Origin of the sequence: Gloeocapsa sp. DLM2.Bin57, from assembly GCA_007693955.1 — a bacterium.
GTDB lineage: Bacteria > Cyanobacteriota > Cyanobacteriia > Cyanobacteriales > Gloeocapsaceae > Gloeocapsa.
In genome coordinates this window covers 49,996-68,737 of the sequence record RECR01000053.1, presented here as the reverse complement: position 1 = coordinate 68,737, position 18,742 = coordinate 49,996, and the positions used below count along the sequence as shown (strand labels likewise).

16 protein-coding genes and 2 pseudogenes are annotated in these 18,742 nt (G+C 38.7%); 4 read left to right on the top strand and 14 right to left on the bottom strand.

Annotation, left to right across the window (positions count from 1 at the left end; all coding sequences use genetic code 11):
• Positions 1–291: 291 nt before the first annotated feature.
• The 4 genes from EA365_05145 to aroF all read right to left on the bottom strand — a co-directional run bounded on the left by EA365_05145 (position 292) and on the right by aroF (position 3,646).
• A complete protein-coding gene (locus EA365_05145) occupies positions 292–783 on the bottom strand; it encodes a hypothetical protein (protein TVQ46673.1) in 492 nt (163 codons plus the stop codon).
• Positions 784–791: 8 nt separating this feature from the next.
• Positions 792–1,196, bottom strand: coding sequence for a ferredoxin (locus EA365_05140; protein TVQ46667.1), 405 nt, complete (start codon positions 1,194–1,196; stop codon positions 792–794).
• The gene (locus tag EA365_05135) at positions 1,193–2,518 is read right to left on the bottom strand and encodes a cytochrome c biogenesis protein (GenBank protein TVQ46666.1); all 1,326 of its coding nucleotides are present in this window, start codon (positions 2,516–2,518) and stop codon (positions 1,193–1,195) included. Before EA365_05135 ends, EA365_05140 begins: the two co-directional genes overlap by 4 nt.
• 69 nt (positions 2,519–2,587) lie before the next feature.
• Positions 2,588–3,646 (bottom strand): 3-deoxy-7-phosphoheptulonate synthase, encoded by a 1,059-nt coding sequence (gene aroF / locus EA365_05130; GenBank protein ID TVQ46665.1) that lies wholly within the window; start codon positions 3,644–3,646, stop codon positions 2,588–2,590.
• Positions 3,647–3,851: 205 nt separating this feature from the next.
• Here aroF and EA365_05125 point away from each other — a divergent pair, with 205 nt between their 5' ends.
• Both EA365_05125 and recA read left to right on the top strand, forming a co-directional pair.
• Positions 3,852–4,337, top strand: coding sequence for a universal stress protein (locus EA365_05125; GenBank protein ID TVQ46672.1), 486 nt, complete (start codon positions 3,852–3,854; stop codon positions 4,335–4,337).
• 134 nt (positions 4,338–4,471) lie between these two features.
• Positions 4,472–5,551, top strand: coding sequence for a recombinase RecA (gene recA / locus EA365_05120; protein ID TVQ46664.1), 1,080 nt, complete (start codon positions 4,472–4,474; stop codon positions 5,549–5,551).
• A gap of 31 nt (positions 5,552–5,582) precedes the next feature.
• Here recA and EA365_05115 read toward each other — a convergent pair whose 3' ends face one another.
• The 6 genes from EA365_05115 to EA365_05090 form a co-directional block, all read right to left on the bottom strand.
• Complete coding sequence (locus EA365_05115; protein ID TVQ46663.1) at positions 5,583–6,137, bottom strand: manganese efflux pump; 555 nt, start codon at positions 6,135–6,137, stop codon at positions 5,583–5,585.
• 70 nt (positions 6,138–6,207) lie between these two features.
• The gene (locus EA365_05110) at positions 6,208–6,663 is read right to left on the bottom strand and encodes a DUF488 domain-containing protein (GenBank protein TVQ46662.1); all 456 of its coding nucleotides are present in this window, start codon (positions 6,661–6,663) and stop codon (positions 6,208–6,210) included.
• Positions 6,644–7,237, bottom strand: a complete 594-nt coding sequence (locus EA365_05105; GenBank protein ID TVQ46661.1) for a DUF488 domain-containing protein — start codon at positions 7,235–7,237, stop codon at positions 6,644–6,646. The genes EA365_05110 and EA365_05105 overlap by 20 nt, the downstream gene beginning before the upstream one ends.
• A 9-nt stretch (positions 7,238–7,246) precedes the next feature.
• Complete coding sequence (locus EA365_05100) at positions 7,247–7,939, bottom strand: hypothetical protein (GenBank protein ID TVQ46660.1); 693 nt, start codon at positions 7,937–7,939, stop codon at positions 7,247–7,249.
• Between the two features lie 83 nt (positions 7,940–8,022).
• Positions 8,023–9,102, bottom strand: a complete 1,080-nt coding sequence (gene ald, locus EA365_05095) for an alanine dehydrogenase (GenBank protein TVQ46659.1) — start codon at positions 9,100–9,102, stop codon at positions 8,023–8,025.
• A 2-nt stretch (positions 9,103–9,104) separates the two neighbouring features.
• Positions 9,105–10,322: a bifunctional sterol desaturase/short chain dehydrogenase gene (locus EA365_05090; GenBank protein TVQ46671.1), complete on the bottom strand. Its 1,218-nt coding sequence runs from the start codon at positions 10,320–10,322 to the stop codon at positions 9,105–9,107.
• Between the two features lie 101 nt (positions 10,323–10,423).
• Here EA365_05090 and EA365_05085 point away from each other — a divergent pair, with 101 nt between their 5' ends.
• Both EA365_05085 and metH read left to right on the top strand, forming a co-directional pair.
• Positions 10,424–11,809, top strand: coding sequence for a glycosyltransferase family 2 protein (locus tag EA365_05085; GenBank protein TVQ46658.1), 1,386 nt, complete (start codon positions 10,424–10,426; stop codon positions 11,807–11,809).
• A gap of 58 nt (positions 11,810–11,867) precedes the next feature.
• On the top strand, positions 11,868–15,422 hold the full coding sequence (metH, locus tag EA365_05080; GenBank protein TVQ46657.1) for a methionine synthase: 3,555 nt from the start codon (positions 11,868–11,870) through the stop codon (positions 15,420–15,422).
• A gap of 39 nt (positions 15,423–15,461) precedes the next feature.
• On the opposite strand, the pseudogene EA365_05075 reads toward metH, so the two are convergent.
• The 4 genes and pseudogenes from EA365_05075 to EA365_05060 form a co-directional block, all read right to left on the bottom strand.
• Positions 15,462–15,914: pseudogene (locus EA365_05075) on the bottom strand (transposase).
• 5 nt (positions 15,915–15,919) lie between these two features.
• Positions 15,920–16,054, bottom strand: a pseudogene (locus tag EA365_05070) (transposase).
• A 176-nt stretch (positions 16,055–16,230) separates the two neighbouring features.
• Positions 16,231–18,039, bottom strand: coding sequence for a penicillin-binding protein 2 (locus tag EA365_05065; GenBank protein ID TVQ46656.1), 1,809 nt, complete (start codon positions 18,037–18,039; stop codon positions 16,231–16,233).
• A gap of 3 nt (positions 18,040–18,042) precedes the next feature.
• Entirely contained in the window at positions 18,043–18,507 is a 465-nt protein-coding gene (locus tag EA365_05060; protein ID TVQ46655.1) for a hypothetical protein, read from the bottom strand.
• Between the last annotated feature and the right edge of the window lie 235 nt (positions 18,508–18,742).

Here is an 18,742-nt window from a genome sequence, read left to right as displayed (position 1 = left end):
TGGCTAGTTGTGGTGGTGTTACTATTTCAACCCTTAAAACTTATATACAGAATCAAGATGAAATAAAATAAATAAGGACGCGATTCATCTCACGCTTATTTGAGAAAATAAAGCTTGAGGCTTCTCGCGGTTAAGCTAAATATATTATCGCTGATTTAGTTATGAAATCTTGGTCAGAGATTAACGAGGATATTTGACAAAACATAGGCAATAGGGGAGTGTAGGGGCGCCGATTGAAAGCGCCCTAGGGAGTTTGGGGTATGGGGAGAACACCTAAAACCTAAAACCTAATCACCTTTTCTCTTTATTAAAAAACAACTTAAGTAAATTTCCTTTCCCTAAATACTGGTCAATTTCTTGGAAAATATTATGGATTAAGAAAACAACTGATACACATGAAGTTATAGCTAAAAAATGACTTAAATTACGAGTATCCAAAAATAATTTTAATCCCGTTTCAATCCCTTTAGTTTCCCTATAGGAATGAAAAAGATTTTCAATAACCAAAATAATTAATACAGCCAGGGTATAGATTGCTGTTTTATAGAGAACACGGATATAACCAGGTGAATCAGAATAACGGTTGAGTAGAGATGTCATATCCATAATAGCCACAGCTTTAGCAGCAACTAAGGCACTAATAATTACTTTAGAAAAAACATAGACATCAACATTATACTCTGCCAAAAAAAGCTTGATTATTAAGAGAATATAACCAAAGCAAATTAAGAAAAATAAAGCAAGAGAGCCAATCTTACTGATTTCATCTTTTAGTTTTTCGATCATAAGGTTTAAAGATTAGTACTGATTGCTTGAACAGGACAAGTGGGGATACATTGTTCACAAACAACACAGCGAAGTTGAAAGAATTTGAGACGAAAAGTATCAGGATCTAATACTAATGCTTGGGTAGGACAAACACCTGTACAAAGTCCACAATCAACACAAGCATCCTCATTAATTCTAATTTCATCTTGGGCGAGAGTAACCTTAATATTTTGCGATCGCATCCATTCAATAGCTGCCTCTAACTCATCGACAACGCCAGATAATTCTAAAACCAAAGTACCTACCTGATTAGGGGTAACCTGTGCGCGAATAATATTAGCGGCGACGTTAAAATCTTTAGCCAAACGATAAGCAACAGGCATTTGAATCAAGCTTTGAGCAAAAGTCAGGGTTACTCTTTTTTTCATAATTTTTGCACCAAATCTTCAAAATCTTGGGCAAATTTAACCAAAGCGCGATTAGTGCGACCACCGAGATAAAAGTAATCGCCTTGTTGTAAAGCCCAGATTTGAGCGTGAGAAAAATAACTCATGACTACTCCTGCCATTAACAGGGCAAAACCAGTATAGACGATGGGAACACCTGGATCTGCTTTAATTTGTAAACCTGTAGCGCCGATTAATTCAAGGACTTTGAGATTAACGCCGTTTATTTCCATACTCATACCAGGGCGAATAGCACCAATCAATTGACCATCTACACCATATACTAACATTGTGCCTTGGAGGTCTTTAGTGATTAGGGATACACCCTCACTTAAATCAGGTTTAGTAGGTATCCAAGTTCCCCAGAGACGCCCTTGATTATCGGTATTTAAGGTAGCCATAGGTAGTTGAAAAATGGGGCTATTATTGAGTTGTACTTTTACCCCAGAGATTGACCAATTAGTTTGATAAAAGGTTACCCCATCGTAACGTAGGGGTTTATTAACGTAGATAGTTTCTCGTTTAAGTTCTTCACCTTGATTATCAACTACGGACAAATCAGAGTAAAACTGGTCTATTTCCCCACCAGAGGTATAATCAATCCAGAAGCGATTAACTTTTACTTGCCAATCTTTGGGGATACTGTTATTAGCGAATCTACCCGCAGCAAAGATATTATTGACTTGAAAAGTTTCGCCACTAGGAATCATTTCTTGGGCGAGAAAACCTGTAAAAGCGCCAAAGATTCCCCCTAATAAGACGATGAGGATACCGATATGGACAATAATCGGACCAATGCGCCCTATAATACCCTTACGAGCGTAAAGGGCGTTTTCTGCTTGAAAAATGAGATAACCCTGTTGTTGTAACAGAGGGAGTAAACTATCTAGAGAACCTTTATCTAATTCTACGCTGAGAGCTAATTTTTGAAATTGGCGAGGTTTTTGATAGAATTGCCAATTACGAGCAGCTTTGAGAGCAGGTATTTGACGATTAAAGGTACAAGCAGTCAAACTACTACCAAATAGTAATAACAAAGCGATAAACCACCAAGTAGAATAGACGTGGTCTAATCCTAGTTGTAGGATAACCTTGGCGGTGAGAAAACCAAATAAGGCCGGGTCATCGGGGTAATTACGCTGATAAAATGCTAGGGATTCTCCCTGTTCAATCACTGTACCAGTAATACTGACTATAGCGATCGCCAACAAAAGGATAATAGCTAATTTGAGATCAGCGATCGTTTTAATTAATTGCTTACTCCAATTACGAGGTAGTGTAGTTAAAGCTTGTGATAGAGTCATGAAAAAGATAATTGCAATATAATAATAGGGGCGCTTTGATTTGCGTCCCTAGCTAAAAAATTAAAGCATTTAGTGAGTTAAAACGGGGAGATCCGACCAACGTTTAACCGCTTTCCCAATTACTGCTAACTCAGGTACTAATTGATCAAAAGCCGCGGGAGTAAGAGATTGAGGTCCATCAGATAGAGCTTTAGCTGGGTTAGGGTGTACTTCTATCATCAGAGCATCACAACCTGCAGCTACAGAAGCCATAGCCATAGTAGGCACATATTCTGCCTTACCTGTACCATGACTAGGGTCAATCATAATGGGTAGGTGAGTGAGATTGCGCAGTACAGGAATTACCGCTAAATCCAAAGTGTTACGTGCATACTCTCTGTCAAAAGTACGAATACCTCTTTCACAGAGAATAACATTAGGATTACCAGCAGCCAGGATATATTCAGCCGCCATTAACCATTCATTAATAGTAGCTGACATACCTCTTTTAAGCAGTACAGGTTTATCTTGAGCGCCGACTTTTTTCAGCAAAGAGAAATTTTGCATATTTCTCGCGCCAACTTGCACCACATCTGCTACCTCAGAGATTTTCTCTAAATCAGCGGTATCCATTACTTCTGTAATAATACCTAAACCGCTAGCTTCTCTAGCAGCAGCCAATAAACCGAGTGCGCTTTCACCGTGTCCTTGGAAAGCATAGGGAGAAGTCCGGGGTTTATAAGCACCTCCACGCAGAAAACGTGCGCCTGCAGCTTTTACCCGTTTAGCTGTTTCTACGATCATCTCCTCGTTTTCCACTGAACAAGGACCAGCTACTATAACCACAGGGTGATTTTTACCAAAAGTTACCACACCTGCGGGTGTTGGTACAACCACGTCTGAATATTCACCGTGACGGAATCCTAAACTAGCGCGTTTAAAGGGTTGTTCTACCCTTAACACTGTTTCGATCCAGGGACTAGTTTCTTGTATTTGCAGGGGATCTAAACTCGCGGTTTCCCCTACTAAGCCGATAACTACTTTATGCTTACCGACGATTTTTTCTGGTGTTAATCCCCAATCGCTGAATTCTTGACTAATACGGTTGATTTCAGTCTCAGGAGAACCAACTTTCATCACAACGATCATGTTAAATTCCTCTAGATAGCAAATTGACTGCTGTTACTAGATTAACATTTACTGAGATTAGTTGAATAAAGAGTTAGGTTTTAGGGGTTAGGGGTTATTCCGAATTCTCCCCTCTCTCCCCTCTCTCCCCTCTCTCCCCTCTCCCCCCTCTTCCCTTGTCAAGTAGCGCTATACTATAATCTTGGTGGCTTTTAGATTAGCTAGTATGTATAAAAAAATTTTAGTCTCTATCGATTTATCGGCAATAAATACTCAGGTTTTAGCCCGTGGACTATCTTTAGCTAAAGCGTATCAAGCCGATGTGATGTTATTACACGTTTTGTCACCTGAAGACGAAGATAGTCCTTTAGCTATTCCCCCGAATTTAACCGAAATTTATCCCGCGGTGGGGAATGACTATACTATGGAAACTTGGCGTCAACAGTGGCAAGAATTTGAACAAAAAGGTCTAAAAACTTTGCAAAACTTGGCTCAAGAAGCAACCTCTTCAGGAGTTAAGGTAGAGTATCAACAAGTACCAGGAATCCCTGGGAGAACTATTTGTCGAGTCGCTGAAAAATGGCAAGCTGATTTAATCCTCATTGGTAGAAGAGGACGTACAGCTTTAATGGAACTGTTTTTAGGTAGTGTTAGTAACTATGTCGTCCATCATGCCCAATGTTGTGTCTTGATTGTACAACACAAAGATTAAGTTTTATGTAATATTTCTACATAGGCACAAAAGTAAAGAAAAAAAAAGCTAAAATAAATAGGTACTTTTGTACTAGTTTAACCACTGCCAAGAGTACCTGAATCCCATCATAGGCAATAATTGTTGAGGAATTAATGGCTAGCAGCAGCTTGAGTAACAATCCCGATAAAGAAAAAGCTCTAAATTTAGTACTAAATCAAATTGAGCGCAATTTTGGCAAAGGCGCAATTATGCGTCTAGGGGACGCGGTGCAAATGCGCGTAGAAACCATCCCTAGCGGCGCTTTAACCCTAGATTTAGCCCTAGGTGGTGGTCTCCCGAAAGGTCGTATTATCGAAATTTATGGACCAGAAAGTTCGGGAAAAACCACCCTAGCTTTACACGCGATCGCCGAAGTCCAAAAATCAGGAGGAGTTGCAGCTTTTGTCGATGCTGAACACGCTTTAGATCCTACTTATTCAGAAGCTTTGGGTGTAGATATAGCTAATCTCCTTGTAGCTCAACCAGATACGGGAGAAGCAGCTTTAGAAATAGTCGATCAATTAGTGCGATCGGCAGCTGTGGATTTAGTAGTAATTGACTCGGTAGCAGCTTTAGTACCTCGGGCTGAAATCGAAGGGGAAATGGGTGATACACAAGTAGGTTTACAAGCTCGGTTAATGAGTAAAGCCCTACGTAAAATCGCTGGTAATATCGGTAAATCTGGTTGTACAGTCATTTTTCTCAATCAGTTACGTCAAAAAATTGGTGTAACCTATGGTAACCCAGAAGTCACAACGGGAGGAAACGCCCTTAAATTCTACGCCTCTATCAGACTAGATATCCGTCGCATTCAAACTCTCAAAAAAGGTAACGAGGGTGAATATGGTATCCGCGCTAAAGTTAAAGTAGCTAAAAATAAAGTAGCCCCTCCTTTTCGCATCGCTGAATTTGATATTATCTTTGGACACGGTATCTCTCGGATTGGCTGTTTATTAGATTTAGCGGAAAAAACAGACGTGATTATCCGTAAGGGAGCTTGGTATAGTTATCAAGGTGATAATATCGCTCAAGGTAGAGATAACGCTGTCAATTACCTCGAACAAAATCCCCAAATGGTAGAAGAAGTGGAACAAGAAGTTAAGTCTAAATTAGATATTAATTCCCTAGTTGCTAGTGATAGTGACGATGAGACAGAAGATAACTCCATGGATTTTGCCGAAGACGAAATATAATATCTAGGGCGTTTCTGCGCCCTTTTTTGCTTTAAATCGTTTCTACAAGAATTCTTAAACCGATAGCTATTAAAATTATTCCCCCTGTGATTTCTACTTGATTCTTCCAGAGATGACCAAATTTATGACCTAAAAATACAGCTATTAAACATAGGGAAAAGGTAATTATTCCAATTAACGCTCCCGCTGTTAAGATAGACACTTGTAACAAGGATAAGGTAATCCCCGCAGCTAAAGCGTCTAAACTAGTGGCGATCGCTAAAACTATTAAAACTTGATTATCTAAGGGATTAAATCTCTCTTCCTCTTCATCTTTTTTAATAGCTTCATAGATCATTTTACCCCCTAAAAAGGTTAATAAGCTAAAAGCGATCCAACCTCCGATAGCAGAAATTAACTCTCGAAAACTCAAACCAATCCCCCAACCTGAGATTACCATTCCTGCTTGAAATATACCAAAAAAAAGCGCTATTTTCAAAGCTTTGGACAGTTTGAGGTTACGTATCATTAAACCACTAGTCAAGGCTACCGCGCAAGCATCAGCGGATAAACCTAAACCCAATAACAATATTGTTTCTGATTGCATTTATCTATATTTAAATGTTTTTTGACCTTGATTATAGCACTAATAATTAATCATAATTATTTCATTTTTACTAAAGATGAATAATCTTAATATCCCCCCAATGTAACTGTAAATATTCTGCTACCAAACGACGATGACAATGAAGGGGTAAAGATTCACTACATAATAAACAACTATTAGCTAATGATGAGAGTGATAATTTCGTGGCAATTTGACGCTGAGTTATTAACTTAATAAATTGTTGTTCATAAATAGACCAATCCTTATGGACTTTTTTATAAGCGCTTAAAATCTCTTGATTTGGCGCTAAATCTAGGTTATGTTCATATTGAATATCGGCGATCGCTGCTAAAAAGTATTCTAAATCCTTCTTCTTAGTAAAACCCGCTAATTGGGAGACATTATTTAGCCTAACGTCGATAAGTTTCTGGACTTTATTATTAATTAATAACTGAAAAAAATCTTGGGCTGTTTTTTGAGTAAAACCAATCGTAAATAGATTAATCTTATTTTTCTTTGTAGGCAATTTTTTCACCTTGATTCTGATAAGCTTTTTGCAGTAATTCTTCCTGAAAATGGTCAAATAAACTTAATTGTAAGCTATTTTTCACTAATTTAGTATGTTCTAGTAATCTACTTTCAAAATCCTGATGATTTTCTAGGTTACCGTTACTCAAAATATGCACAATTTCGAGGTTATAAGACTTGAGATGTTGACAAATCAAAATAGCGCGATGACAATTAATGGGGTCTTTTTCTGAACACATAATCGCGGTTTTATTGGTAGCAGCTAAAGTTAATAACTCTTGGATTCCTTGCTTAAACTCTGTTGTTTTAGCTATCTGACTATAAACAGCTTTACCATTAACATAACAATCAGAATTAGTTGGTCTAGCCCCTAATTGTTTGCCCAAAAATACATAATTAATCTGGTGTTGTAATAATTGTTCTTGTAAAGGTTTTTGGCTAAAATGGGGTAAATAACGACTATAGGGATGAGAACGGACATCAGCGATCGCCCTTATATGGTGTTGTTTAAGCAGATTGAGAAATTCAGCTAAACTTAGATTACTGTGTCCAATAGTATAGATTGTATTCATGTTCTTAATTTACCAAATAGAGATAACTCCAGCTACAAGTTTATAACAATATTCGTGATAAGGTTCACCCAAACTAATCGTCAAGAAAATATGTTCTGAATTAAAATTAGGTAAAGATAACTCTTCTACGGGATAATCACCATCAGAGAAATACAGTATTTTTTTGAGAAAAATTGGGTCAGTAACAGCTAAATGATAATGAGATCCTTTGAGATCAAAACTTGCTTTTATTTTACGTTTATCATTGGTAGAAATTTTAAAGCTGAGATTTTCTGGTTTAACGATGACTAAGGATGATTTCAGAGGATTCTTTAATATATGATTATAGGATATTTTATCCTCAAAGCTATTAAAAATATAAGATTTAGGGGTAGCCAGATGTTCGAGAAAACTGGTTAAGCGTTGTTTCTCAGAGAGAGAAGAATATTGGCAACTAGTAACCAAACGCCAAGGTTTATTACTAATTAGCCAATTTTCGGGTTGATGTAACTCGGGTAAAGGTTTGATAAAATCAATTTCCAGTATATCAAATAATCTCGGTTCTTGTTGATGAGGTAATTGATATTCTTCGGCAAACAAAGTACCATGAAGATGAGTAGAAACTGGGCGAATCCATCCTAAACCATCTTGACGTAAACCCGCGATACATCTTCCCTGACATTTATAAGAATTAGCTAGACAAAGTATTTGAAAAGTTGGCATATCCTAACTTCAGCGCTAATAGTATTATTTATATAATATAGCACCACTTGTCTAGGTATATACCTAATCATCATGTTTTACAGTTACAAATCAGGAAAAACCTCCTTAACCGCAGGATGAATCAAAGAGTGATTTTGCACGTTTAAACCCTCATAGAGAGTTTTATCAGTTGTTAAAGCTTCTAAACCCTGGTTAGCCAATTTAACCACATAGGGGAGAGTACTATTATTGAGTGCTTGAGTAGCTGTCCAAGGTACAGCACCAGGCATATTAGGTACTCCAAAATGTACAATGCCTTCTTCTACATAAGTTGGTTTACTGTGGGAGGTTGTTTGCAGGGTTTCTATGCAACCCCCTTGATCTACCGCTACGTCGATAATAACTGAACCTGGGCGCATTTGTTTAACCAATTCACGCTTAACCAAAATAGGTGCGCGACGTCCTAAAATTAAGACTGCACCAATAAGTAAATCAGCATGGGGAACAACTTCTTCAATTTGAGCAGGACTACTGTAGAGTAATTCTACTCTAGAACCAAAGAGATTCTCTAGATAAGCGAGGCGATCGACATTAACGTCCAAGATTTTTACTTGTGCACCCATACCGATCGCCATTTTAGCAGCTTCTGTACCCACGACACCACCACCGAGAATGACTACTGTACCTGGACGTACTCCGGGAAATCCCCCTAAAAGTACTCCACTTCCTCCTTGTTGTTTTTCTAGATATCTCGCGCCAAATTGTACCGCTAGTCTTCCCGCTATGATACTCATTGGTGTCAGTAATGGTAATCTGCGGTCGGGTAGAGTCACGGTTTCATAGGCGATCGCCGTTACTCCCGATTTAATTAAATGTTCAGTCAGAGTGCGATCGGCAGCTAAATGAAGGTAAGTAAACAGGATTTGTTCTGAATGTAATCTATCATATTCACTAGGCAAAGGCTCTTTGACTTTAACGATCAATTCTTGAGACCAAACCTCATCTACAGAGACTATTTTTGCACCTGAACTAGCGTATTCTGCATCAGGAAACCCTGCGCCTTTACCTGCGTCTGTTTCGATATAGACTTGGTGGTTAAGGTCTGTTAAGACTCTAACGCTACTTGGGGTCAAACCAACGCGGAATTCTTGATCTTTGATTTCTTTGGGGACACCGATACGCATATTTATCCTTTGGTAAATAGTTTAAAGTAAGTAGATTGGCAAAATTCCTTAATCGGGAAAACTAGATAAGTAAGTGGGTCAATAGTAACAATGATATTGCGGATATCTCGTTGAGCTAAATTGACAATTTGTTTAGCTACCCAATCTGCTGACATCACCCCAATGGGGTTAAGATTGCTTTTAAATGGTCCTAAAATCAATTTACGTATGATACAGGGTGCATCGAGACGACGGAGGGTGACTAAATCTCCCATAGTGCGTTTACTCAATTCATAGAGAGGACTAAAAGCGGGGAGACTTTCAGCTTCTGAGGTATTAATCCAGACTTCCTTAGTCGCTTTATCTTGATTAGTTTTCACCGTAGTCAAAAACAGTTCTAACAGACGCCATCCCGAAAAAGCGTTAACTTCATAGGAACAAGCGATCGCCTCACTATCTCTACTACTATGGACATTAACACCGTGATTAATAATCAGAATATCCACTTTAGTTAAACTAGGTAATAATTCTGCTTCTTGACCTGTTTGCCAGGTGATAGTATTAATTGGTATTTTCCCTTCAGGTGTTTCTATCTCTATTGTCTGTGTTTTGGAAGTCAGAGCGATTACTTTTGCTCCTTTTTGGTGTAGATGTTTAAGTAAAGCTTGTCCTAAAGATCCTGATGCTCCAGTTACCGCGATGGTTTTTCCTTTCAGAGATAGTGCTGTTCCCATTAACTTATCAAATATTGTCAATGTACCACAATAATAGGCTTTTTGGTTATCAAAATGGTGACGCCAATGATAGGGTCGATTAACAAACAAGTTACCAGGTGTAGTCCTAAATTCACCAGGAAGATGAGTAATATCGGTGATTTCATTAGCCCAAGAGATACCGCTACCCCTAGCGATCGCCCCTGCTAAAAAGCTCAAAGTATAGATAGTACCTAACCAACTTACCCAAGCATAGGACCTAGAAAACTGATAAGCTAAGCACACGGGTAATAAACTCAAGCACAACATCACCAGAGACTCAGGGACATCATTATACCATTGTGCTTGACGATAAATTGTCTCATTAATCACCGATAAATCTGGACGAAAAACGCGATGATGCCAATTATGTAATCGGTACAGAGGTTGCCAGTAATGAGAGATAAAATGATAAGTATCTCTGACCAATTCTACCCAGAGAATCGCACCGAGGGCGATCGCTGTAATCGTAATGCCAATTGTGAACATATTATAGGAAATAGCTAAACTCAAAATCATTATATTATGTCAGTTATATTCAAGCTTGAGCAAATTAGTTAGAATAAAGACAAATTTAGCCATTTAAATTAATTATGTCAGAGTACTGGTCAGAAAAAGAGGATAATCAAAGTATAGACTCGATAACTTCGGTGCTATCGGAATGGTCTGACAATATTTTTTTTGATGGTTTAGGGGGTAGAAGAAAAAAAGCCGCCTTTACCGTAATCTTAGTTTCAACAGTAACCATTACCCTTCATCTAATCTCCTGGGGTTATTGGTTAATCCTCCTTTTGAGTGCTATAGTTCTGATGAGACTAGCTAATTTAATTTTAGCTGAACCAGAAGAATTACCCCAACCCCTTGCTGAATCAGAGTTAGCAGCAGCACCCTTTGTATCTCTACTAATTGCCGCTAAAAACGAAGAAGCCGTTATCGCTAATTTAGTTAAGATGTTATTGCAACTCAACTACCCTCAAGATAAATATGAGATTTGGGTAGTGGATGACCAAAGTAGCGATCGCACTGGTTTAATTCTCGACCAAATAGCCCAACAATCCCCACAACTCAAGGTTTTACATCGTCTTCCTGGTGCAGGTGGTGGTAAATCAGGCGCACTCAATCAGGTTTTACCCCGTTGTCGTGGTGAAATTATCGGGGTTTTTGATGCTGATGCACAAGTTTCCCCAGACTTATTACTTTACGTAACATCCATGTTCAAGACAGAGAGTATAGGTGCAGTACAAGTGCGCAAAAGTATCACCAACGCTGAATTTAACTTCTGGACTCAAGGACAAGATACGGAAATGGTCCTAGATAGTTATTTACAACAACAACGCATAGCAGTAGGAGGAATGGGAGAATTAAGAGGTAATGGTCAATTCGTGCGTCGTAGCGCCTTAGAAAGCTGTGGAGGTTGGAACGAAGAAACCATCACCGATGATCTAGATTTAACCATCAGACTACATTTAGAACAATGGGATATTGGTTTTTTACCCTATCCCGCAGTAGGAGAAGAAGGAGTAACTTCAGCGATCGCCCTTTGGCATCAACGTAATAGATGGGCAGAAGGAGGATATCAACGTTATCTGGACTATTGGCGTTTCCTAGCTAGTAAAAGGCTAAGTTTAGCTAAAAAACTCGATTTAATGCTCTTTTTTGGCTTTCAGTATTTATTACCCACAGCAGCCATACCAGATTTAATGATGGTAATTTTACGTCATCGTCCCCCCATTTTTGCACCATTGAGTACTCTACTAATTTCTATGTCTTGTTGGAGTATGTTATGGGGATTGATTCGCATTCGTCGTCAACAACAACCCGTGACTTTCTCCTTTCTAATGGCGATTACTTGGCAAATATATAAAGGGATGATTTATATGTTACATTGGTTAATAGTCATGCCAAGTACTATTATGCGGATGTCAATAAGACCAAAACGTCTCAAATGGGTTAAAACTATCCACCAAGGAATATAGCTAAAAATTAAGAAAATATGTTAAAAATTTAAATAAAGATAAATTAAGCTGTTTCCCTATGAATAGTGCTTTTCTCAATCATCTTCATAAACCTAATCGTCCCGTGTTAGTCTTTGACGGAGCGATGGGAACTTCTATACAATCTCAAAACCTCACAGCAGAAGATTTTGGTGGTCCTGAATACGAAGGGTGTAACGAATATTTAGTACATACTAAACCAGAAGCGATCGCTCAGGTTCATAGGGCATTTTTAGAAGTAGGCGCAGATGTGATTGAAACTGATACATTTGGGGGAACACATCTAGTCTTAGGAGAATACGATCTCGCAGATCAAGCTTATTATCTTAACAAAACAGCAGCTCAATTAGCCAAAAAACTAACAACAGAATACTCTACCCCAGAAAAACCAAGGTTTGTAGCAGGTTCAATGGGTCCGGGAACTAAATTACCTACCCTCGGACATATCGACTTTGATACCCTGAAAAACGCTTATGTAGAACAAGCAAGAGGATTATACGATGGTGGAGTAGATTTATTGCTCGTAGAAACCTGTCAAGATGTTCTGCAAATCAAAGCAGCTTTAAACGCGATTGAAGAAGTCTTCGCCGAAAAAGGCGATCGCCTTCCTTTGATGGTGTCTATCACCATGGAAGTAATGGGAACAATGCTCGTAGGCTCAGAAATTAACGCAGCTTTAGCCATACTTGAACCCTATCCTATCGATATTCTCGGTCTAAACTGCGCCACAGGTCCAGAGCAGATGAAAGAACATATCAAATATCTCTCTGAACACTCTCCCTTTATCGTCTCCTGTATCCCTAACGCAGGATTACCAGAAAACGTAGGCGGACAGGCTCACTACAGATTAACTCCTATGGAGCTACGCATGGCGTTGATGCACTTCATCGAAGACTTAGGAGTACAAGTAATCGGTGGTTGTTGTGGAACAAGACCAGAACATATCGGTCAACTCGTGGAAATGAGTAAAACCCTTACCCCCAAACAACGCCATTATCACTACGAACCAGCAGCAGCATCGATTTATACCACCCAAAATTATCTTCAAGATAACTCCTTCCTGATCATCGGAGAAAGACTCAACGCTAGTGGTTCAAAAAAATGTCGTGACCTTCTTAACGCCGAAGATTGGGATGGTTTAGTCTCCCTAGCTAAAGCCCAAGTCAAAGAAGGTGCTCATATCCTTGACGTCAACGTAGATTACGTAGGACGGGATGGAGAAAAAGATATGCACGAGTTAGCCTCAAAGTTGGTTAATAACGTGACCTTACCCTTGATGCTAGACTCCACAGAATGGCAAAAAATGGCAGCAGGGTTGAAAGTAGCAGGGGGGAAATGTATCCTTAATTCTACCAACTACGAAGATGGAGAGCCACGCTTCTATAAAGTCTTAGAATTAGCTAAACAATTCGGCGCAGGTATCGTCGTAGGAACGATTGACGAAGAAGGAATGGCTCGTACAGCCGAGAAAAAATTTGAGATTGCTAAACGAGCTTATGAAGCAGCTACAGCCTACGGAATACCAGGACACGAGGTGTTTTTTGACCCACTAGCTTTACCAATCTCCACAGGGATAGAAGAAGATAGAGAAAACGGCAAAGCAACCATCGAAGCGATCGCTAAAATCAGAAAAGAATTACCCGACTGTCATATTGTTTTGGGTGTTTCTAACATCTCCTTCGGTTTAAACCCGGCGGCCCGTCAAGTACTTAACTCAATATTTCTTTACGAAGCAATGCAGGTAGGAATGGACGCAGCGATCGTCAGCGCTAATAAAATCCTTCCTGTAGCTAAAATAGAACCAGAACATCAACAAATTTGTCGAGATTTAATCTACGATCGCCGTAAATTTGAAGGTGATATCTGTGTTTATGACCCCCTAACCAAACTAACAGAAGTATTCGCAGGTAAAACCACTAAACGAGATAAATCCGGAGACGAACATTTACCCCTAGAAGAAAAACTAACACGACACATTATCGATGGGGAACGTCAAGGACTAGAAGATAACCTTGCCAAAGCTTTAGAACAATATCCACCCCTAGATATTATTAACGTTTTCCTCCTCGATGGGATGAAAGTAGTCGGGGAATTATTCGGCTCAGGACAAATGCAATTACCCTTTGTACTGCAATCAGCCCAAACTATGAAAGCAGCGGTAGCTTATCTAGAACCTTTCATGGAGAAAAAAGCTGATAATAGTAGTAAGGGTAAATTTATCATCGCTACGGTTAAAGGAGACGTTCACGATATCGGTAAAAACCTCGTAGATATCATTCTCAGTAATAATGGTTACGAAGTAATTAACCTTGGTATCAAACAACCCGTAGAAAATATTATTCAAGCTTACGAAGAACATGGGGCTGACTGTATCGCTATGAGTGGACTTTTGGTTAAATCCACAGCCTTTATGAAAGAAAACCTCGCAGTCTTCAACGAACGGGGTATCACTGTACCAGTTATCCTCGGTGGTGCTGCTTTAACCCCTAAATTCGTTTACGAAGACTGTCGTAAAACCTATAAAGGTCAAGTCATCTACGGTAAAGACGCCTTCAGTGACCTACACTTTATGGATAAATTAATGCCAGCTAAACATGAGAGTCAATGGTCAGATTCAGAAGGATTCCTCGGAGAATACGCGATTAATAACGCTAGACAATTAGTAGAAGAAGATCAAACCGAAGACTCAACCACTACTACCTCAGAGTCATCTACAGAGACAGTAATAGATACCAAACGTTCTGAAGCAGTAGAGGTAGATATACCACGTCCTACACCGCCATTTTGGGGAACAAAGGTACTATCTCCTGCTGATTTCGATTTAAAGGAGATTTTCTGGTATCTAGACTTACAAGCTTTAATCGCAGGTCAATGGCAATTCCGTAAACCCAAGGAACAATCACGCGCAGAATACGATCAATTCCTCGCCGACAAGGTTTACCCCCTTTTAGAGGATTGGAAACAAAGAGTTGTCGCTGAAAATATTCTTCATCCTACGGTTATTTATGGTTATTTTCCCTGTCAATCTGAGGGTAACTCTCTGTTGATCTATGAACCTGAAATAGTCCAAAATAAAGGTTTTTCAGCAGATTTAGAACCAATCGCCGTCTTTACCTTCCCCAGACAAAAATCGGGACGTCGTCTCTGTATCGCTGACTTTTTTGCACCTAAAGAAAGTGGTCTAGTGGATGTCTTCCCTATGCAAGCAGTAACCGTAGGAGAAGTAGCCACAGAATACGCTCAAAAACTCTTTGCAGCTAATGAGTATAGCGATTATCTCTACTATCACGGTATGGCGGTACAAACCGCAGAAGCTTTAGCAGAATGGACACACTCCCTTATCCGTCGAGAGTTGGGCTTCGTGGCTAATGAACCAGATAATATCAAGGATATGCTACAGCAACGCTACCAAGGCTCGCGCTATAGCTTCGGTTACCCCGCTTGTCCAAATATTCAGGATCAATATCGTCAGTTAGAGTTGTTAGGCTGCGATCGCATTAATATGTACATGGATGAAAGTGAGCAAATCTATCCCGAACAATCTACCACAGCGATTATTACTTATCATCCCGCAGCTAAGTATTTTACAGCTTAGCAATCAATTGGACACTCCCCATCCTTTTAGGGTGGGGATTCAAAGGTTCAATGAAGTGACTTGCTCTGACAGAATTGCTTCAACCAGAGTAGGGGTCTCCTCTCCCCAAGCGTTAGTTCCGATGTGCCCCACCGTACTTAATCCTCTTTGTAATATATTGATAGCAGCGTTTTCATCACGATCAGCGATATATTTACAATGAGGACATTTATGAGTTCTAGTAGATAGACTTTTTTCTACCTTTTCTCCACAATTAGAACAGTTTTGGCTTGTAAAATGTGGCATCATTGCTACAGTTATTTTACCAAACTTAGTCCCAAAATATTCTAACCAAACTCTAAATTGATACCATCCTGCATCATTAATAGATTTAGCTAGTTTATGATTTCTAACCAGATTACGCACTTTTAAATCTTCATAGGCTACCAAATCATTAGACAGGATTACGCAGCGCGCTAGTCTTTTTGCGTGCTCTTTACGTTGCCTACTTACTTTTATAGGTCATATTTGTTAACACCTTTATTATCCATCCAGTAACGTAAACACTTGTTTTGGATGAATTGACCTATAGGAATAGCTTCGTCAATAGCTTTATATTGGCTAGGTTTGGCTAAAGAGTTTGAACTCGTCAACTATCATCTTATGCTTGACCTTTAGCTTAAACCAGTCTAACATAGATTAATGAAAAAGTAAAGCCCTCTGCCAAGGAGGGGGTTTTAAACCCATTTTTCTGATAATTATCCGCTTAGGTAGTGTAGCACTAATTCTCACTGGCAGTTACTATATGTTTACTGGTACACAATGGTTTTTAGGGGGTTTCTAACTCACCATCGGGAGGAATACCCTCGATCGCTATTAATGACTGCATTACTTCTCCCACGATTGGCGCTGCTACTGTACTACCAAAAGTGTTATGTCCCTTGGGTTCATCTACCACCGCTAAAACTACATATCGAGGTGAACTAACGGGTATAATCCCCACAAAACTAGTAATTTTTGCACTAAGATCATAACCTCCGCGTACGGCTTTTTGAGAAGTACCTGTTTTCCCAGCGATGCGATAACCTGGTACTTGTGCTGCAAAGCCACTACCTTCTTCTACCACACTTTCCATCATTTTTAAGACAGCTTGAGTGGTTGTAGGAGAAAAAATCCGTTTCTCATTATAGTTAGGTTGCCAATGTAAGTTACCCTGACTATCTACTAAACCATTAACCACTCTAGGGGTAACCATCACACCATTATTAGCTAAAATCCCATTTAATTGTAATAATTTTAAGGGAGTTAGAGACAAACCTTGACCAAAAGAAGCGGTAGCTGGTTCGATTTCGTGACTAAAAAACTCTACTTCTGGTTTAAGATGTCCTGGTGTATCTCCGGGTAAACCTACCCCTACATTAGTTTTTAAGCCTAAATTTTCTAGTTGTCTATAAAAATCTTGGGGGGGGATACGTTTCATGATTTCGATCATACCCACATTACTAGATTTTTCGAGAATCTCGGTGATACTGAGAATACCATTAGCCCCTTTTTCTTGATAGTCATGGTTTCTTACTTCCCAAACATCTATTTCGAGTTTACCTGCATCGTATATCCTCGTATCAGGTTGAATGACTCCCATTTCTAGGGCGATCGCCACATTAATTGATTTAAAGGTTGAACCAGGTTCATATAAATCTGTAACAGCCCAATTTCTGAATAATTCTACGGGATATTTACTATAATTATTAGGATCGTAAGTTGGTTCAGACACCATAGCCAATAGTGCTCCATTTTGAGCATCCATTACTAATACTGTCCCTCTTTTAGCATTATAACGTCTTATTTGTTTTTGTAGGGCTGTTCTGGCTACTTTTTGTAACCCTAAATCTATGGTTAATTGTAACCTTAAATCATCAACTGTTAAGAAATTTGCGGGTATTTCTGCAGGAATAATATAACCTTCTCCTGTTCTTCTAACCGTCAATCTATCAGGAGCAATATTACTGCTAATAATTCGTTGTTGACTATTTTCTATTCCCGCTTGTCCTTGATGTGCTCTATCAACGTAACCTACAACTTCAGCTATGGTATTTCCCTGGGGATAAAACCTTCTATATTCTTGATTTAAATCAATTCCATTCAATCTCAAAGCTTTGAGATCTTCCGCTACATGTTCAGGTAAATTATCTACTAATTTAATACCTGTTGGTCTGGTTTGGAATTTTTCTACTAATTCACTAGGAGTTTGTTCAGGAAGAATAGTCGCTATTTTTTCGGCAACTTCTTCAGGAGTTTCGCTAAAATATTTAGGATGAATATATAAGGTATAGTGCAACTCATCTGTTGCTAAAACATTATTATTTCTATCAACTATTTGTCTTCTAGGAGTATAAGGAGTTAAAGAGGTTAATTGTTGTTGTTTAGCTTTTGTGGCTAATTCTTCTCCTTGTATAATTTGTAAATAATATAACCTCACCCCAAGTAAGACAATAGCTACGAGCAATATACCCCAAACTAGTCTTAATCTGAGTGGATAAGTTCTTTTTGCTACAGATTTTTTTATTCGTTTGGGAGGATGATTAGAAACTAATCTTAGTTTTCTTGACTTGTGATGAGATTTTTTCAAATAACTCATAGATTAATACGCTAAAGGAGAATCTTTAATGATTGTCATATCCACAGGATTAGACTGTTGAGTGATTGACTCTGGATTATTTTCTAGAGGAGAAATAGATAAAAATAAGGCTTGTTCTGGTGTAGGATAGACTAAACTATTATTTTGGCTTTCTTTTTGTCGGAGTAGTTCACTTCTTTGAATTTCATTAGTAGTAGTTAGCTGACGTTCTTGACGTTGTAGAGTCGTCAGCCTTCTATACTCTGTGTTCCACTTTTCCGGAATTCTCACGGTTAAACCAAATATAGCTAAAGCTGCGGTAACTAATAGTAAAGAGCAAATAGAGGAACTTTTCTGTAAAAATATTAATAATTTTAGCTCAAGGGGTAACTGTTTCGGTTGGGAAATGGTTTTAACTTTTTGATTCTTTCTGAAATCAACTACGATTACTGATTTATCCCGAGATTTCTGTTGACGCAGATTAGACATACTCATTAACTAATTAGTGATTTGGAGTCGATTATAACAGATCCCTTGAGTAAACAAGTAATCAAATCAAGGTAAATTATCTTTTGGATAGATCCTAATCCTCGCTAAATAATCCAAAGCTTTCCGATAATTTCAGATTTTTGCAGACCAAAGATAAATGTAATAATAGTATCAATTATATCTTGATGACCTAGTTGTTTTGGTAATCGTCAAACAGTAATTCCTAAATATTCTG